Genomic DNA, 15,647 nt, shown 5'->3' with positions numbered 1-15,647 from the left:
TGGTTATGTTAAATGCAAACAAAGCAAGAGATGATATTCAAACGATATTAAAAAAAGAAGAATACCAAATTTATTACAAACAGTCGAAGGGGTTAATCGAAACATGGTGGGAAAAGGCAAAAGAATGGATTGCCACACAGCTTGAAAAACTATTCCCTTCGGTTAAATCCGCTAGCAGTGCTTCCAGTGTAATTTTGATCACCGTAATGGTGGTCATCCTTTTACTGTTAACCGTCACAGCCTTTATTCTTATCCGGAATACACGAAGAAATCGGCTGCTGCGGAAACAGAAACCGCTTCAATCCCTAAAAGATAGGAATTGGACATACATGCGGCACCTAGAGGAAGCGGAAAAATTGGAAGCCAGCGAGGACCTTACAGGTTCTACCCGCCACCTTTTTCTTGCCATGCTGCTTTTTTTTCACGAGAAGGAATGGCTTGAAGCGAGAATATGGAAAACCAATTGGGATTACTTCGAAGAACTAAGGAAAGTAAGCCAGCATAAAGCCGATCAATTTAATGACCTGGCTCAGTTTTTCGAAAATGTTACCTACGGTCAACATTACGTGAGTCCTGAAGAATTTCAACCGTTTCGTACAAAAATCCATAACATGTTGGGAGAAAGGGGGATGGAACAGCATCAATGAAGACTCATTCGAAAAAACAAGGATTGCTTTGGTTTATCGCACTTTTATTGTTATTTATAGCCGTTAGCTATTTTGCTTATCAACCAAAGCCAGAGATCTATCCAAGTTATGTCACTGTCTCTCCTTCTCCCACAGGTGTTAAGGCATTATATACATACCTAAAAAAAGAAAAAGAGGTGAAAAGCTGGATTCATTCGCCCGATTTACTCCCTAAAGAGAAACATAATCAACTGCTTGTAATGGTGGGTCCCGCTTTTACACCTGAAAAAAAATGGATGCAGCAATATATTAATTTTATGGAAGCAGGGAATACCATTCTGCTTATGCAAACCAATCCAAAGGGAATGTTTAATATTGAGACGGATTATATTCAAAGGGGTTCTTCTCAAAGTGATAAGTGGACGAAGGTCAAGGATGAAAACGGTAAAACGTATCGAGCTGAAGTTGATTCGGACATTCGAATACGTACTGTGAAGAACGATGATATTCTCCTTTCTGATCAGTCTGGTGCAATTGCTGCAAAAAGAGCCTATGGTAAAGGTCAACTAATTATGGCAATTACCCCTCAGTGGATGACCAATGAGAAGCTATTAAAAAAGGACCATTTACCATTAAGTTTTCTTCTATTAAAACAAGGAAAAGCGGATTCCATCTTGTTTGATGAATATATACATGGAGGGGAAAATGAATCCTCCATTTTAACTGTTTATCCAAAATGGTTTCTTGTTCTAATTTTACAAGGAATACTACTAGTAGTACTTTGGCTGTGGTACAAGGGGAAACGGTTTGGGCCGTTATTAAGCCCTCGAGAAGAGTGGGTCAGGTATAGTGATGAGAAAATCCAGGCGATTGCGGCCTGGTATCTTAGAGGCAGGCGTTATCAAGATTCACTCCGAGTTCAAGCGGATTATGTCAAACTATTACTGCAAGAACAATGGCAGATTCCTTATAGTAAGGACTGGCAAGATCTTAGCCCCTATTTTGAGAGGAAGTGGCTGAAAATGCCTGCGAATGAAATTCAAACTTTTCTAGGCGGGATAGCGGCCATATTAAATCAGGACAAAATCAATCAACAGGAATACCTATTATGGTCAAGAAAACTAGAGGAATTACGAAACGAGGTTGAATCATGAAAACAGAAATCATATCCCTATTAGAAAAATATGAGGAACGGATCTTAGGGCAGCGGCTAAATCTTAAGCTCCTTCTATCGGCAATTCTCTCAGGAGGACATGTCCTTTTGGAAGGTGTTCCAGGCACCGGTAAAACGCAAATGGTCCGGACATTGGCAGGCCTCCTTGGCGGCAGCTTTAACCGAATTCAATTTACTCCTGATCTTTTGCCAAGTGATATTACGGGCAGTACAATTTATAACATGAAAGAGAGCAGCTTCCAAACACTGAAAGGACCTATATTCACCAATATTTTATTAGCAGATGAAATTAATCGGACCCCTGCCAAAACACAAGCAGCCTTGTTAGAAGCGATGGAAGAAAAGCAAGTAACAATTCAAGGGGAAACCTACCATTTGCCGGATGTGTTTTTTGTGGTAGCTACTCAAAACCCGATAGAATTTGAAGGTACATACCCTCTTCCAGAAGCTCAGCAGGACCGCTTTTTATTTAAACTTTATATTGATTTTCCCTCATTTGATGAAGAAAGAAATGTTTTAAAAATGGTGATTGAAAATAGCTTTGAAGAAAGCCAGCTTACATCTATCCTGGATATGGAGACTTTTATTGCGGTAAGAAAAGAAATAGAAAAAGTTACCCTTAGTGAGACTGTACTTGGGTACATTCTTCAAATCGTCAGAAGAACACGGGAGTCGGAATCGATTCGCTTTGGAGCAAGTACGAGAGCCGGGATTTCGATTGGTAAGGCAGCTCAAGCATGGGCCTATCTCTCAGGAAGAGACTATGTAACACCAGATGATATCAAAATGGTTGCTAAACCAGCTTTAAGACATCGGCTTCAATTATCTCCGCACATAGAATTGGAGGGAGCAACCGTTGACCAAATCATTGAAGAGCTTGTGGGCTCGGTTCCTGTTCCAAGATAAGGGGATCCTTCCGACCAAAAGGCTGTTACTCGTCTACCTTATCCTTTCTCTCATATTCGTCATAAGCTCTCTGTTAGGACTCTCATGGACATTTGTCATCACCTTTAATCTATTTGTATTCTGTGTCAGTATCTTAGACTTGCTTTTTTCCCCCAGCAAGCGTCAGCTCTCGTTTAAAAGGGCATTGCCAAAGGAAATGGAAAGAGGTGTAACTTACCCTATTGAAATTGAGGTTAGTAATTCCTCTGCCTCTGCTCTTCATTACCGAATCTTAGACGGCCTGCCACAGTCCTTTGACAGGCCGTTTCCGATAAAAGGACATATTTCGAAGGATACAGCTGCAGTCATTACCTATCAAACAACTGCTTATATTAGGGGGAATTATCTGGTTCAAAAGCTTTATTTTCGGTACAGCAGCCTTTTGGGGTTATGGGAAAAACAAACAACCGTTGATTTAGCTGAAACCGTAAAAGTCATTCCCGATTTAACAGAAACAAAACAATACTTAGAAAATGCCCAAGCCTTTTTAAAGTATGAAGGTTTAAAAATCCGCAGGCAAAAAAGCGGTGTAGGAGATTTTGCAAAAATTCGCAACTATGTGGTCGGGGATGACCCCCGAAAGATCAATTGGAGGCAGACGGCTAAGCTGCAAGAAATTATGACAAATGACTATGAACCCGAGCACGGTAAATATATTACCATTTTAATTGATTGCGGACGGATGATGGGAGCTGAACTAACAAAGGGGAACCGTTTGGAAAGAGCGTTAGAAGCAGCTATGACAGTTACCGCGGCCGCATTAAAAAAAGGCGACTATGTTTCCATGCTTGCTTTTTCAAATAAGATTCATGTCTATGTTCCTCCTGCAAAGGGGTTAGCACACTTACAAACTATTTTGCAAGCCATTTACAATGTAAAGGTAAATCCCGCTGAATCAAATTATGGTGCGGTTTTACGTTATTTGGAAACCGTCCAAAAGAAACGAAGTCTGCTTTTACTATTCAGCGATGTTTCATCTTTCTTACATGAAGAAAGTGCTCTAGTATATTTACAACGTCTTCGTCAGCGTCATATGTTCTTTATGATTGGGGTGGAAGACGAGACACTAGTTAGCAGGCTAAAAGAAAAGCCTGATACGGTGCATCAAGCCATGGTGAAAAGTATTGCCCAGCAGCAAGTATTAATAAAAAAACGGGAAAAGAATAAATGGGAAAAAAGAGGCCTCCAAATGATAGAGGCCAGCGAGGAAAAATTGGCTGTAACAGCAGTTTCCCGTTATATTGAAATTATAAATCAAAATCTTCTATAGGCTGTGATTTGGCGAACTTTAGTTTTCCGATAATCATATACAAGATAAGGCCGACTATAGTGAAAACGGCAACGAAATATTTTGTTTCTAATGAAATCTTAGCTGGTGTAATGAAGCCTTCAATGATACCAGCAATGACAAACAAGGGAATGGTACCTAGAAGGAGTTGAACTGACCGTTTCGCATGACGCTTTAATTGCCAGCCTCTTGTGTATTGTCCTGGAACAAAGAGCTTATAGCCCATTAAAAGTCCGGCACCTCCGGCGATAAAGATGGCTGTAAGCTCGATCATTCCATGCGGAACAATGTAAGCCCAAAAATCATAGGATTTGCCGTGATGCCAAAAAAGGGCAGCAAGGGCACCAATAATGATTCCATTGGAAACCATTAAATAAGCAGTGACAAGTCCAAAGGTAATTCCACCAGCGAAGGCGAAGATGGCGACTTTAATATTATTGGTCATAATGCTCGCTGACATCAGGGATGAATCTACTGTACCTGCTCCTTTTCCTAATTTCTCTGGATCAACACCTTGTGCTATTTCCGCTGGGAGAATCGAATATATATGCAGCGGATCATTCATTACCGAAAGGAAGCTTCCAATCGCACCAATTAAAAACAAAATCATGGCTGCCACAACAAACTTCCATTGTTCTAACAATAAACCAATAAATTTGGTGCTGAAGAAATAACGGATCTGTTTAAAGCTAGAAACTTGGTCTTTGTATAATAGGTTGTGTGCTTTTGAGACAAGCCCATTTAAGTAAGGGGTAATTTCTTCATTTGGATAATAGGTTTGACTATAAGAAAGATTTTGTGCTGCTTTTTGATAAAGTCGGTGGAACTGGTTTATGGTCTCTCCTGTATAGACTCTTTTCTGTTTGCTTAAAATAGTGACTAATTGTTCTAATTGTTTCCATTCTTCCCGGTGCATTTTCACAAATTGCTTGATATTCATTTTGACACCTTCTTTTACGGAACTATGTAAAATTTATGCTTTCCCTTATTATAGAAAAATAGTAGAAAAATAGAAACAGAAACCAAAGAAAATTCAACAAGATCAAGGGGGAAATTAGATGAAGGAAGATTATTTAGATATAAAAACTCCAGAATATGTCGCCATTCAATTTCAAATCGCCGGGTTAGGGAGCCGAGCGGCTGCGTTTATTATTGATCAGGCGCTGCTCATGCTTGTAAATATATTGAGCATTGTGGTGCTCTATTTTGTTATGGTTGGAATGGAACCCCTGCCTGTTTTTCTTTCGCACAGCTCTTTTCCCGTTGCGATTGTGATCATCGGTTTGTTTATTATCAATTGGGGATACTTTTTCTTCTTCGAATTCTTTTCGGGAGGAAGAACCCTAGGCAAAAAGATCGTAGGAATTAGAGTGATTCAAGAAAACGGGCACAGCATTACATTACTAGCAAGTTTTATTCGAAACCTGATTCGTTTGATTGATTCGCTCCCTACTGCGTATTTTCTTGGTATTATTATGATCTTTTTCCATCCGAAACATAAACGGCTTGGCGATCTTGTGGCCGGTACGATTGTCGTTCATGAACGCAAGGCCAAAAAGAAGAAGCTTACACCAATTGAAAAAGAAATCAATCTTAGAGGACTAAGTCAAAATAATCTATTATTAGATGAATGGACGTTAAAGTCTTTTACATCAAAGGATTGGAAGTTAGTTAGTACTTATGCGAATCGATTTACTCAACTCCCGCTTAAGGAAAGAAATCAACTGACAAAACAGATTGCTGACATTTTGCTTCCTAAAACAGGACTTGATTCAGCAGGAAAAACAGAAAGGGAATTAGAAGATATGATTCTTATTATTTATCTGATTCTTAAGGATGAATGGGAATTTGAGCTTTAGTATTTATCACTTGAAGTTTCAGTATTAAATCCTTCAAATAGTACATACTTCTTCTATGTATTATCAATTTTAAAAGGGAGTATGTCCATGCATTGGTACGAGAAATTAAACCAGTATTTTCCGATTGAAGAAATGAAATCAAAGGAGCATATGGAGACTTTGCTTAAAGAACGGTCCGAAATATATCATAAGGACGAGGGTCCCAATCATGTTCTAATGTATGTAGAGCTGGATAATTTTATCTTCATCGATTATCTTTTCGTTTCTAAAGATGCCCGTGGCCAGGGGCTGGGCCACAAACTATTGGAAAAAATGAAGGGTAAGGGGAAACCGATTATTTTGGAGGTAGAGCCTGTAAAATATGAAGACAGCGATACAGAAAAACGTCTTCGTTTTTATAAGCGAGAAGGCTTTGAACACGCAGAGTCAATTGGATATGCAAGAAGGTCATTAGCAACAAATGAAATTAATAAAATGGAAATTCTTTACTGGGCTCCAAATCATGAGTCGGAAGAAATGATTTTTGAAGCCATGAAAAAAACATATAACTTAATACATACTTATAAAGACAAGCGCTTCTATGGTGAATCTTATCAACCCGTTGAAGAGGTTTTGACCTTTAATCAAGAGACAGAAAATGGTAATATATTTGAAAATCTATAGAATCCATTATTTTAGTTCATTTAAAAGTGATTATATGAGTAAGGCCCGACCTCACAAAAATGGAGGATCGGGCCTTTTTTTATTTCATAAATAATTTTATTTTCTCGAGTCCGTTTTTCACATTTGGATAACGAAACGGAATATCAAATTTCGTCGTTTGTTTTAGGACACTTTTCTGGTGAGAGAAGGTGTCAAAATTCCCTTTCCCATGGTAAGCTCCGATCCCGCTTGTACCGACACCCCCAAATGGAAGATATGGTGAAACAAAGTGATAGACGGTATCGTTCACACAACCGCCGCCGAAGGAAACCTTAGTTAAGACTTCGTCTTGTATGTTGTTATCTTCCGTAAAGATATAAAGGGCAAGCGGTTTCGGATGATGATGGATTCCCTCAACGACCTCTGTTAAGTTGTCATATTCTAACACAGGAAGGAGCGGTCCAAAAATTTCATCTTTCATGATAGAATCATCCCAAGTGATATCAGTTAAAACGGTAGGCTCAATGGTTAATCGTTCCTTATTCGTATTTCCACCCATAAATAATTGCCCATTGTCAAAAAAGGAAGAAAGCCGATTAAAGTGTCTTTCACTTACAATTCGTGTAAAGTCCGGATTTTTTAAAGGTTCCTGTCCATACAATTCAATAGTTGTTTCCTTGAATTGCTTCAGGAATTCATATTTAATATGTTTATGAACATAGAGATAATCCGGAGCGATACAGGTTTGTCCTGCATTAGTAAATTTCCCCCAGGCAATCCGTTTGGCAGCTAGCTTGAGATTAGCATCCTTATGCACAATACAAGGACTTTTTCCACCTAATTCTAAGGTTACTGGAGTTAAATGTTTAGCAGCTGCTTCCATAATCATTTTTCCTACAGGTACACTCCCTGTGAAAAAGATGTAGTCAAGCTGTTCATTCAATAGGGCCTGACTTGTTTCTACACCGCCTTGGACTACCGCAATATACTCCTCTGGAAAGATTTCATGGATTAGGTTCTCTAAAACTTCTGAAGTCTTAGGGGTTAATTCAGATGGTTTGATAATCGCGCAATTTCCGGCAGCAATCGCACCAATTAACGGTGCTACTGCCAATTGAAAGGGATAGTTCCATGGTGCAATAATTAATGCCACTCCATATGGTTCCGGATAAATATAACTGTTTGATCCAATATGGGTTACCGGTGTTTTAACTTTTTTGGGTGCAGCCCATGAACGTAAATATTTTATCGTAAAGCGTAATTCTTCAAGAACAAAACCAATTTCTGAAGTGTATGCATCGAACTCCGATTTATTTAAATCCGCTCTTAGGGCTTCCATTAGTGATTTTTCATTATTTTTAATGGCATTTCGTAATCTTTGCAGTGCTTCAAGACGGAACGAAACATTTTTCGTTTGCTCTGTTTTGAAAAATGATTTTTGCTTGGTAATGAGAGAACTATAAATCTCCATTGTTCAGCCACCTTTAATTTTAAGATTTGAAAGACACCTATTCCTTTATCCGTTGATAAAGGTGAAGGAGATCATCTTTAAAAAGGATTCGCGGAACAGGGTAAAGCGGATTTGCTTCTTTTAATGCCCGCTCGACCATAAGCGGAAGATCCTCTTCAAGAATTCCAATTACTTTTTTAGGGATATTCATTCTGTCATTCAAATTTTTGATTGCTTCTATAAATTTCACTGCCTTTTGTTCGGTACGGTCTCCTGGTGTGGTAATTCCGACTACTTCAGCAAGCTCTGCTAAAGGCTTGTGAACGGAATCGCCGTAATACTCTAGGACATAAGGCAGAATAATGGCATTCGCCAGGCCATGGGGAACGGAATAAAATCCACCAAGAGTATGGGCAATCGCATGTACATAACCAACATAGGCCCGGGTAAAAGCCATTCCAGCCAGGTAAGCAGCTTTTTGCATATTGGAGCGGGCAGTGAGATTAGTCCCGTTAGAATACGACTCATAAAGGTTTTCAAAAATTAATTCTACAGCTTCAATACTGTACTTAAGTGTATCCTTTGAATTACTTTTGCCAATGTATGCCTCAACAGCATGTGTCAAAGCATCCATACCTGTTGCTGCTGTAATATGAGGTGGGAGCTTGACCGTTAACAAGGGATCTAATACGGCAAAATGAGGGATGAGGGATGGATCCATTATGGCATATTTTTCATGTGTTTTGCTATTAGATACGACAGCAGCAAGAGTGGCTTCACTGCCTGTTCCAGCTGTGGTTGGAATCGCAAAGAAGGGAGGGAGGTTCTTTAATACCTTTAATATACCTTTCATTTCAGGTATTTTTTTGTTCGGTTTTACTACCCGGGCGCCGACACCTTTTGCACAATCCATCGGTGAACCACCACCAAATGCAACGATGCCCTGACAATTATTTTCTGTATACATTTGATAGGCTTCCTCAATATTTTCGATGGTGGGATTCGGCACGGTTTTGTCATAGATGACGTAATTAATATTTTCACTTTGTAAATCTTCTAGAAACTCATTCATGATTCCAACCGAGATAATTCCTTGATCGGTCACGATTAAAACGTTCTCCATTCCTTGCATACTAATAAGTTTGGCTAGTTGTCTTAAGCTATTTTCTCCTGCTAATACTTCTGGTTCTCTCCAAGGAAGGAGGTAGGAGGTCGTTTTCATGACTACTTGAAACGTTCTACAATAAGCTTTGTACATAATATTACCTCGCTTTATTTAATTTTCTTACACAAGCTAGGCTTCTTGAGAATAAAATCCGCCAAAATACACAGTGAGCTTCCAAAGGAAAATTTCTTATAAACCTATAAGGGTATACAAATTTTATAACGTATTTAATTTCGAAAAGTCAAGTTAGTTTTATGAATATAATTAAAATTTAGAAAATTTATATTTTCTTTGGCTCGATAGCAGGAAAAAAGAAGGGAGGGGAAGAAAGTAAAAAAGCCTAGTATCCTAGGCTTTCGTGTCTAGTATGGGAACTGCGAAGAATAATTGCTAAATTGCTGATAAGCCTGATCAATCTTTTGCTGTTCTTCAGCCTCAAGTTTATACCAGCCATGCTGGAACATTAAGTTATATAGTTGGCGGCTGCTTTGGTGCGTTTCATTTAGAATTTGCAGCAATTCTTGATGGAGTTGATCATGACTTGCTTCGCGAACTGCAATATTTAAGCTGTCTGTTAAATACTTGCAAGTACTAAGTGCATCATTAATAAAGTCACGGTCATTCATTTCTGGAGTCTTAACTTTTGGCAGTTCACCCGTTTGCGGATTGGCAATTTGATTTTTGTTTTGGCCTTGTTGCAATTGTTGATTTTGCATGACTTAACCTCCGATTTTTTTAAGATTACTGTAGCTGCGTATTAGGTAAGCTTGCTAAAGCTGCATTATTATCGATTTGAAGGTGTGACAGGATTCTTTGATAATGATTTTGATGCATTCGTCCGACTTTATCGAGTTCTTGCTTAAATTGTGGATTTTGCACTTGCTGTGCCATTCCATGAAATTTCTTAAATGCTAGCAGTTCCCATGACATAGCATCCTTTAAATACAAAATATCTTTTGTAGTAATGGCTCGTGGTGGATTAGGAATAGGTGGCTGATTATTTTGCATCATTTGCATAAGATTAACTCCTTTTTAATTTTGATATCTTTCCAAATATAGAATGAGCAAAAGGAAGTAATTTTATTAAAAAGACACAAAATGTATATAAAATCGTTTCTGAAGTAATGGCCCTAAATTTTAGAATTTGGGCTTTTTATGGACGAAAAGGGGTTAGATATTAACAAATATATTATTACGTAAAATATAAATTTGACGTAATAAAGTGGGTGAGGTAAAATTTAGAAGAGAGGTGTTTTTATGGTAAATCAGGATAAACAAACTAATTTTAAAAAATTACAAAGCTTACTTAACGAGCTCCCTTGGTATGTTGAAGAATATATAAATCACAAGCTGCGGAAACTTTCGACTGCATCGTTATTTAATTACTGTCATGACTACAAGATTTTTTTTAATTGGATGATTTCTGAGCAGATTTTTCAAGGATCAGTTAAGGATATCCCGTTAGAACGCCTGGAACTTATGACAGTTTTAGAGGTTGAAAGCTTCCTAAACTATCTACATTATCAATTAGAAAACAAGGAATTGACGGTAAATCGGAAATTATCGGCTTTAAAGTCTTTATTCAATTACCTGCAAAATATCGCTGAAACACCAGATTTAAAGCCTTATATTAATCGAAATGTCATGGCTAAAATCGAATTCAATGAAGTGAAAGACAGTATGGAAACGAAAGCAAATAAAATGGAAGGTAAAATTCTCCTTGGCGACGAATACGAAAAATTTCGTTTATTTGTTGCAAATGATTACGGCGAATTAAACAAAGAAAATAAGAAGCTTTATAACTTTTATATGTTGAATAAAGAGCGTGATACGGCGATTGTTTCTTTGATTTTAGGATCAGGGCTCCGTTTATCTGAATTAGTTGGAATTGAATTAGATGATATTGATTTTAGTAAATACTGTGTCAGAGTGATTAGAAAAGGAAATAAAGAACAATTCGTTTACTTCAGCCAGGTTGCGATGGCTGATCTTCAGGAATATCTTTCCGTTAGAGTTTCAAAGTATAAAGTGGATAAAACCAATAAAGCCTTATTTATCTCCGCACCGATGGGACCTAAAGGAAAATCACGAAGGCTTACTGCACGATCTGTTGAAAAACTAATTGAAAAATATGCTACGGCATTTGGCAAACCATCATTATCGGTGCATAAATTGAGGCATTCCTTTGCTACCAGATATCATGCAGAAATTAATGATGTACCGAAATTAAGACGTCAATTAGGTCATTCATCGATACAGACTACGATGATTTATACACATATAAAGAATGATGATTTAAAAATTGCTGTAGATAAAATGGATATGCCAAAAGAAGAAATGGAGTAGATATAAGAAAAACTGCCTTTTTCCTGGCGGTTTTTTATTTTTATCGGTTTACATAATATTATTATGTAACAAAAAATGTTTATCGTCTCAATTGTTAAGTATACTTAAGAAATTGAGACGAAATAAATTTTTACGATCAAAAAACTTTTCTTGATAACAACTCCGGCTAAGATTTCCTCCTTTTTGTCTTCAATAGTCCCTCTTGAGGACATTTTGATCTAAAATTCCTTCCTTTTTGTCTTCAATAGCCCCTCTTGAAGACATTTTGATCTAAAATTCCTTCCTTTTTGTCTTTAATAGCCCTACTTGAGGACATTCTGGGTTAAAATAACCTCCTTTTTGTCTTCAACAGCCTCTCTAGAGGTCATGTACGACTAAAATTACCTCTTTTTTGTCTTCAAGAACTTCTCTTGTGTGTGCTTCCAAATTATACTTCCTCCCTTCCCTTATGTCTTTAAAAGCCATTTATGGAAAAACCTGCAAAAAAGCGCTTAGGAAAACCCTAAGCGCCGTACATTAACCTACATTTTTCTGACCGGTAAACTGACTATTATATAAATCAGCATAGAATCCGCCCTGTTCTAATAATTCTGTGTGAGTCCCTTTTTCAATAACGGTACCGTTATTCATGACCAAAATTAAATCGGCATCGCGAATCGTTGATAAGCGGTGTGCAATCACAAAACTAGTTCGTCCCTTCATCAAATAGTCCATGGCCTTTTGAATCTGGACTTCGGTACGAGTATCAACGCTGCTGGTTGCTTCATCAAGAATTAGTATGGAAGGATCCGCTAAGATGGCCCGTGCAATGGTAAGCAATTGTTTCTGACCTTGCGAAATATTGGATGCTTCTTCATTTAAAATCGTATCGTATCCATCCGGTAGTGTGCGGATAAAGTGGTCAGCATTAGCAGCTTTAGCAGCAGCCACAACTTCCATTTCTGTTGCGCCTTCTCGTCCGTAGGCGATATTATCACGAATCGTACTATTAAAAAGCCATGTATCCTGAAGTACCATTCCAAATAAACTTCTTAGTTTCTCTCTTTTTAAGTCCCTCGTATCGATTCCGTCAATTAAAATTCGGCCAGAGTTCAGTTCATAGAATCTCATTAACAAATTAATTAGAGTGGTTTTTCCGGCCCCAGTTGGTCCGACAATAGCAACCTTTTGACCTGATTTCACATCGATATTCATATCTTCAATCAATAATTCATTATCTTTATAGCCAAAGGAAACATGTTCAAAGCTAACATTGCCTTGTGGCGTTTGAATTTCTTTTGGCTCGACTGCTTCTGGAACCTCTTCTGTTTCGTCTAAGATTTCAAAAACACGTTCCGCACTGGCAATGGTTGATTGAATAACATTCGCAATTTGTGCTGTTTGGGCAATTGGTTGTGAAAACTGACGTGCATATTGGATAAAGGCTTGGATGTCGCCAATCTCTATCGCTTTTTTAGTGACCAAAATACCACCGGCCACTGAAACAAGTACATATCCGATATTATTGATAAAGGACATAAGCGGCAGAATCATCCCTGAAACAAATTGTGCCTTCCAGCCTGACTGGTAGAGCTTTTCGTTGATTTCTTCAAACTGTTCAATGGATTTCTTTTCATGTCCAAAGACTTTTATGACTTTATGGCCCGTATACATTTCCTCCACATGGCCGTTCAACTGGCCTAAGGATTTTTGCTGTCCTTTAAAGTACTGCTGCGACTTTTTCGCAATACTTGCAGTAGCAATGAAGCTCAGTGGTAGTGTGACGACCACAATCAATGTCATTAATGGGCTAATTGACAGCATCATTACGATAACACCAATGATGGTAACAACAGATGTAATCAGCTGAGTTAAGCTTTGCTGAAGTGTGGTACTGATATTATCTACATCGTTGACCGCTCTGCTTAGAATTTCCCCGTGTGTCCGGGAGTCAAAATATTTAAGCGGCAGACGATTAAGCTTCTCCTCTACTTCTGTTCTTAGGTTATAAACGGTCTTTTGAGCCACACCAGCCATTAAATAACCTTGTAAATAAGCAAATATGGCACTTAAGATATAAAGTCCTATTAGTAGGATAATAATATGACCGATATAGGTAAAATCTATTTTTGCTCCTGGAACACCCTTAAACATCATCATTAAGCCTTCAAAGAGCTTTGTGGTGGCTTTACCCATGATTTTTGGGCTGACAATCGAAAAGACTGTACTGAAAATGGCTGTAATTAATACTAATAACAGCTGTAATTTAAAAGGTTTTAGGTAGATTACAAGTCTTTTAAGTGTTCCCTTAAAATCTTTTGCTTTTTGAACAGGCATCCCCATTCCTCGAGGTCCGAATCCCCCGCCTGGGCCCGGTCTTTGTGCTCCCGCCCCATGTCCGGACCCGTGATTCATAGAATCCTTACTCATGCAATCTCCTCCTCTGACAGCTGTGACATCACGATTTCACGATAAACAGAACATGATTCCATAAGGTCTTTATGCGTACCAATTCCGGAAATCTTTCCATCGTCTAAAACGATAATTCGATCCGCATCCATAATGGTACTCACCCGTTGTGCCACAATAAGAACAGTAGAATGAACGGTTTCTTCTTTTAGGGCCGCACGAAGCTTTGCATCTGTTTTAAAATCTAGCGCTGAAAAACTATCATCAAAAATATAAATTTCAGGCTTTCTCACTAGTGCACGGGCAATCGATAAGCGCTGTTTTTGACCGCCTGAAACATTTGTTCCCCCTTGCGCAATAATCGAATCAAAACCTTCAGGCATAGAGGAGATAAATTCATTGGCCTGAGCAATTTCTGCCGCATGATGGACTTCCTTTTCTGAGGCATCTTCTTTCCCATAGCGGATATTCTCTGCAATGGTTCCAGTAAACAGAACGGCCTGCTGTGGTACAAAACCAATTTTGTGACGAAGCTGTTCTTGTGTCATCTCTTGGACATCTACTCCGTCTACGAGCACTTGACCACTGTCAACATCATAAAATCGAGGGATTAAATTAATCAGTGTGGATTTACCAGAGCCAGTTCCTCCAATAATAGCTGTGACTTCGGCAGGATTCATGGAAAAAGAAATATTAGAAATGGCAGGCATTTCAGCACCAGGATAGCTGAAAGTAACATCCCGAAACTCCACATGGCCTTTCTGTCCATTTGTTGTTCTAACGGCATCTGGATCTTTAATATCTGCTGTTGTATCTAATACCTCATTTATTCTTACAGCTGAAACGGATGCTCTTGGAATCATAACAAACATCATGGATAACATAATGAACGAGAACATGATTTGCATGGCATATTGAATAAATGCCATCATATCCCCCACTTCCATATGCCCATTGCTGATCCGGTGGCCTCCAAACCAAATAATCGCAACGGTAGTAAGGTTTAAGACAATCATCATGACCGGCATCATCGCAGCCATAATTTTATTGACCTTAATTGCCGTTTGAGTTAAATCCCAGTTCGCTTCATCAAATCTTTTTTTCTCATGCTCCACGCGGTTAAAAGAACGAATAACCCGAATACCTGTTAAGTTCTCTCTTAAAACACGATTGAGTTTATCTAACTTTACTTGCATCGCTTTAAACAATGGCATCCCTTTTCTAGCAATCACGACAATAGCTACAATTAAAAGTGGGATCGCAACCGCAAGAACCAGAGTAAGTTTGGCATCTTTTGAATAAGCCATAATAATTCCGCCAATGCACATCATTGGAGCCATGGCCATCATTCGGAGCATCATGATCATTACTTGCTGTATCTGGGTAATATCGTTTGTGGTCCTTGTGATAAGGGAGGCTGTCCCAAGCTTATCAAACTCACTTAAGGAGAAATTTCCTACGTGTGAGAAGATTTTGCTCCGTAATAACCTTCCGAAGCCGGACGCTGCCTTTGCTGAGAAAAAACTTGCTGCTATAGAACAAACCATACCGCCAGCAGCGACTAGCAGCATATAACCGCCAATTTTCCAGATATAATCGGTATCACCTGTAACCACCCCTTTATCTACGATATCAGACATGAGCGTTGGTAAATACAATTCTGATAGGGATTGTAACAGGACAAGGACTAGGACGAGAAATATGGGTATTTGAAATGGTTTAAGATATTTTCTTAATTTTAACAAGGTGTTTCCTCTCCATTTT

The 15,647-nt window shown here is 38.5% G+C and carries 14 protein-coding genes; 7 read left to right on the top strand and 7 right to left on the bottom strand.

Going from position 1 to position 15,647, the window contains the following annotated elements:
* The first annotated feature begins 5 nt into the window (after positions 1-5).
* The 4 genes from CVD27_RS01460 to CVD27_RS01445 are packed head-to-tail and all read left to right on the top strand — an operon-like array spanning position 6 to position 4,015.
* Positions 6-647 (top strand): DUF4129 domain-containing protein, encoded by a 642-nt coding sequence (locus tag CVD27_RS01460; protein ID WP_101646120.1) that lies wholly within the window; start codon positions 6-8, stop codon positions 645-647.
* Positions 644-1,780: a DUF4350 domain-containing protein gene (locus CVD27_RS01455; RefSeq protein ID WP_101646119.1), complete on the top strand. Its 1,137-nt coding sequence runs from the start codon at positions 644-646 to the stop codon at positions 1,778-1,780. The genes CVD27_RS01460 and CVD27_RS01455 overlap by 4 nt, the downstream gene beginning before the upstream one ends.
* The gene (locus tag CVD27_RS01450) at positions 1,777-2,706 is read left to right on the top strand and encodes an AAA family ATPase (protein ID WP_101646118.1); all 930 of its coding nucleotides are present in this window, start codon (positions 1,777-1,779) and stop codon (positions 2,704-2,706) included. Before CVD27_RS01455 ends, CVD27_RS01450 begins: the two co-directional genes overlap by 4 nt.
* Positions 2,657-4,015 (top strand): DUF58 domain-containing protein, encoded by a 1,359-nt coding sequence (locus CVD27_RS01445; protein ID WP_101646117.1) that lies wholly within the window; start codon positions 2,657-2,659, stop codon positions 4,013-4,015. The genes CVD27_RS01450 and CVD27_RS01445 overlap by 50 nt, the downstream gene beginning before the upstream one ends.
* On the opposite strand, the gene CVD27_RS01440 is transcribed toward CVD27_RS01445, so the two are convergent.
* Complete coding sequence (locus CVD27_RS01440) at positions 3,993-4,973, bottom strand: stage II sporulation protein M (RefSeq protein ID WP_101646116.1); 981 nt, start codon at positions 4,971-4,973, stop codon at positions 3,993-3,995. The genes CVD27_RS01445 and CVD27_RS01440 overlap by 23 nt on opposite strands.
* Before the next feature lie 118 nt (positions 4,974-5,091).
* Between CVD27_RS01440 and CVD27_RS01435 the strand changes: the two genes are divergently transcribed.
* Together CVD27_RS01435 and CVD27_RS01430 are read left to right on the top strand one after the other, a co-directional pair.
* On the top strand, positions 5,092-5,892 hold the full coding sequence (locus CVD27_RS01435) for an RDD family protein (protein ID WP_101646115.1): 801 nt from the start codon (positions 5,092-5,094) through the stop codon (positions 5,890-5,892).
* A gap of 87 nt (positions 5,893-5,979) precedes the next feature.
* On the top strand, positions 5,980-6,555 hold the full coding sequence (locus CVD27_RS01430; RefSeq protein WP_101646114.1) for a GNAT family N-acetyltransferase: 576 nt from the start codon (positions 5,980-5,982) through the stop codon (positions 6,553-6,555).
* 79 nt (positions 6,556-6,634) lie between these two features.
* On the opposite strand, the gene CVD27_RS01425 is transcribed toward CVD27_RS01430, so the two are convergent.
* The 4 genes from CVD27_RS01425 to CVD27_RS01410 form a co-directional block, all read right to left on the bottom strand.
* Complete coding sequence (locus tag CVD27_RS01425) at positions 6,635-8,005, bottom strand: aldehyde dehydrogenase (RefSeq protein ID WP_101646113.1); 1,371 nt, start codon at positions 8,003-8,005, stop codon at positions 6,635-6,637.
* 37 nt (positions 8,006-8,042) lie between these two features.
* Entirely contained in the window at positions 8,043-9,242 is a 1,200-nt protein-coding gene (locus CVD27_RS01420; protein ID WP_101646112.1) for an iron-containing alcohol dehydrogenase, read from the bottom strand.
* A 269-nt stretch (positions 9,243-9,511) separates the two neighbouring features.
* A complete protein-coding gene (locus CVD27_RS01415) occupies positions 9,512-9,865 on the bottom strand; it encodes a spore coat protein (RefSeq protein ID WP_101646111.1) in 354 nt (117 codons plus the stop codon).
* Between the two features lie 25 nt (positions 9,866-9,890).
* On the bottom strand, positions 9,891-10,160 hold the full coding sequence (locus CVD27_RS01410) for a ferritin-like domain-containing protein (RefSeq protein WP_374703032.1): 270 nt from the start codon (positions 10,158-10,160) through the stop codon (positions 9,891-9,893).
* Positions 10,161-10,406: 246 nt separating this feature from the next.
* On the opposite strand from CVD27_RS01410, the gene xerS reads away from it, so the two are divergent.
* Positions 10,407-11,495, top strand: a complete 1,089-nt coding sequence (xerS, locus tag CVD27_RS01405; RefSeq protein WP_101646109.1) for a tyrosine recombinase XerS — start codon at positions 10,407-10,409, stop codon at positions 11,493-11,495.
* Positions 11,496-12,011: 516 nt separating this feature from the next.
* Here xerS and CVD27_RS01400 read toward each other — a convergent pair.
* Both CVD27_RS01400 and CVD27_RS01395 read right to left on the bottom strand, forming a co-directional pair.
* Entirely contained in the window at positions 12,012-13,904 is a 1,893-nt protein-coding gene (locus tag CVD27_RS01400) for an ABC transporter ATP-binding protein (RefSeq protein WP_101646108.1), read from the bottom strand.
* Positions 13,901-15,628, bottom strand: a complete 1,728-nt coding sequence (locus CVD27_RS01395) for an ABC transporter ATP-binding protein (RefSeq protein ID WP_101646107.1) — start codon at positions 15,626-15,628, stop codon at positions 13,901-13,903. Before CVD27_RS01395 ends, CVD27_RS01400 begins: the two co-directional genes overlap by 4 nt.
* Positions 15,629-15,647 lie beyond the last annotated feature (19 nt).

Origin of the sequence: Neobacillus cucumis (genome assembly GCF_002860255.1) — a bacterium.
Taxonomy (GTDB): domain Bacteria; phylum Bacillota; class Bacilli; order Bacillales; family Cytobacillaceae; genus Neobacillus; species Neobacillus cucumis_A.
The sequence above is the reverse complement of the archived record's forward strand: the minus strand, read 5'-3'. Positions and strand labels throughout refer to the sequence as shown.

Excerpts from the sequence above, each read along its gene's own strand:
- CVD27_RS01415 (WP_101646111.1), bottom strand. The coding sequence starts at position 9,865 with ATGCAAAATCAACAATTGCAACAAGGCCAAAACAAAAATCAAATTGCC.
- CVD27_RS01410 (WP_374703032.1), bottom strand. The coding sequence starts at position 10,160 with ATGATGCAAAATAATCAGCCACCTATTCCTAATCCACCACGAGCCATT.
- CVD27_RS01400 (WP_101646108.1), bottom strand. The coding sequence starts at position 13,904 with ATGAGTAAGGATTCTATGAATCACGGGTCCGGACATGGGGCGGGAGCA.
- CVD27_RS01435 (WP_101646115.1), top strand. The coding sequence starts at position 5,092 with ATGAAGGAAGATTATTTAGATATAAAAACTCCAGAATATGTCGCCATT.
- CVD27_RS01425 (WP_101646113.1), bottom strand. The coding sequence starts at position 8,005 with ATGGAGATTTATAGTTCTCTCATTACCAAGCAAAAATCATTTTTCAAA.
- CVD27_RS01460 (WP_101646120.1), top strand. The coding sequence starts at position 6 with ATGTTAAATGCAAACAAAGCAAGAGATGATATTCAAACGATATTAAAA.
- xerS (WP_101646109.1), top strand. The coding sequence starts at position 10,407 with ATGGTAAATCAGGATAAACAAACTAATTTTAAAAAATTACAAAGCTTA.
- CVD27_RS01430 (WP_101646114.1), top strand. The coding sequence starts at position 5,980 with ATGCATTGGTACGAGAAATTAAACCAGTATTTTCCGATTGAAGAAATG.
- CVD27_RS01455 (WP_101646119.1), top strand. The coding sequence starts at position 644 with ATGAAGACTCATTCGAAAAAACAAGGATTGCTTTGGTTTATCGCACTT.
- CVD27_RS01420 (WP_101646112.1), bottom strand. The coding sequence starts at position 9,242 with ATGTACAAAGCTTATTGTAGAACGTTTCAAGTAGTCATGAAAACGACC.
- CVD27_RS01440 (WP_101646116.1), bottom strand. The coding sequence starts at position 4,973 with ATGAATATCAAGCAATTTGTGAAAATGCACCGGGAAGAATGGAAACAA.
- CVD27_RS01450 (WP_101646118.1), top strand. The coding sequence starts at position 1,777 with ATGAAAACAGAAATCATATCCCTATTAGAAAAATATGAGGAACGGATC.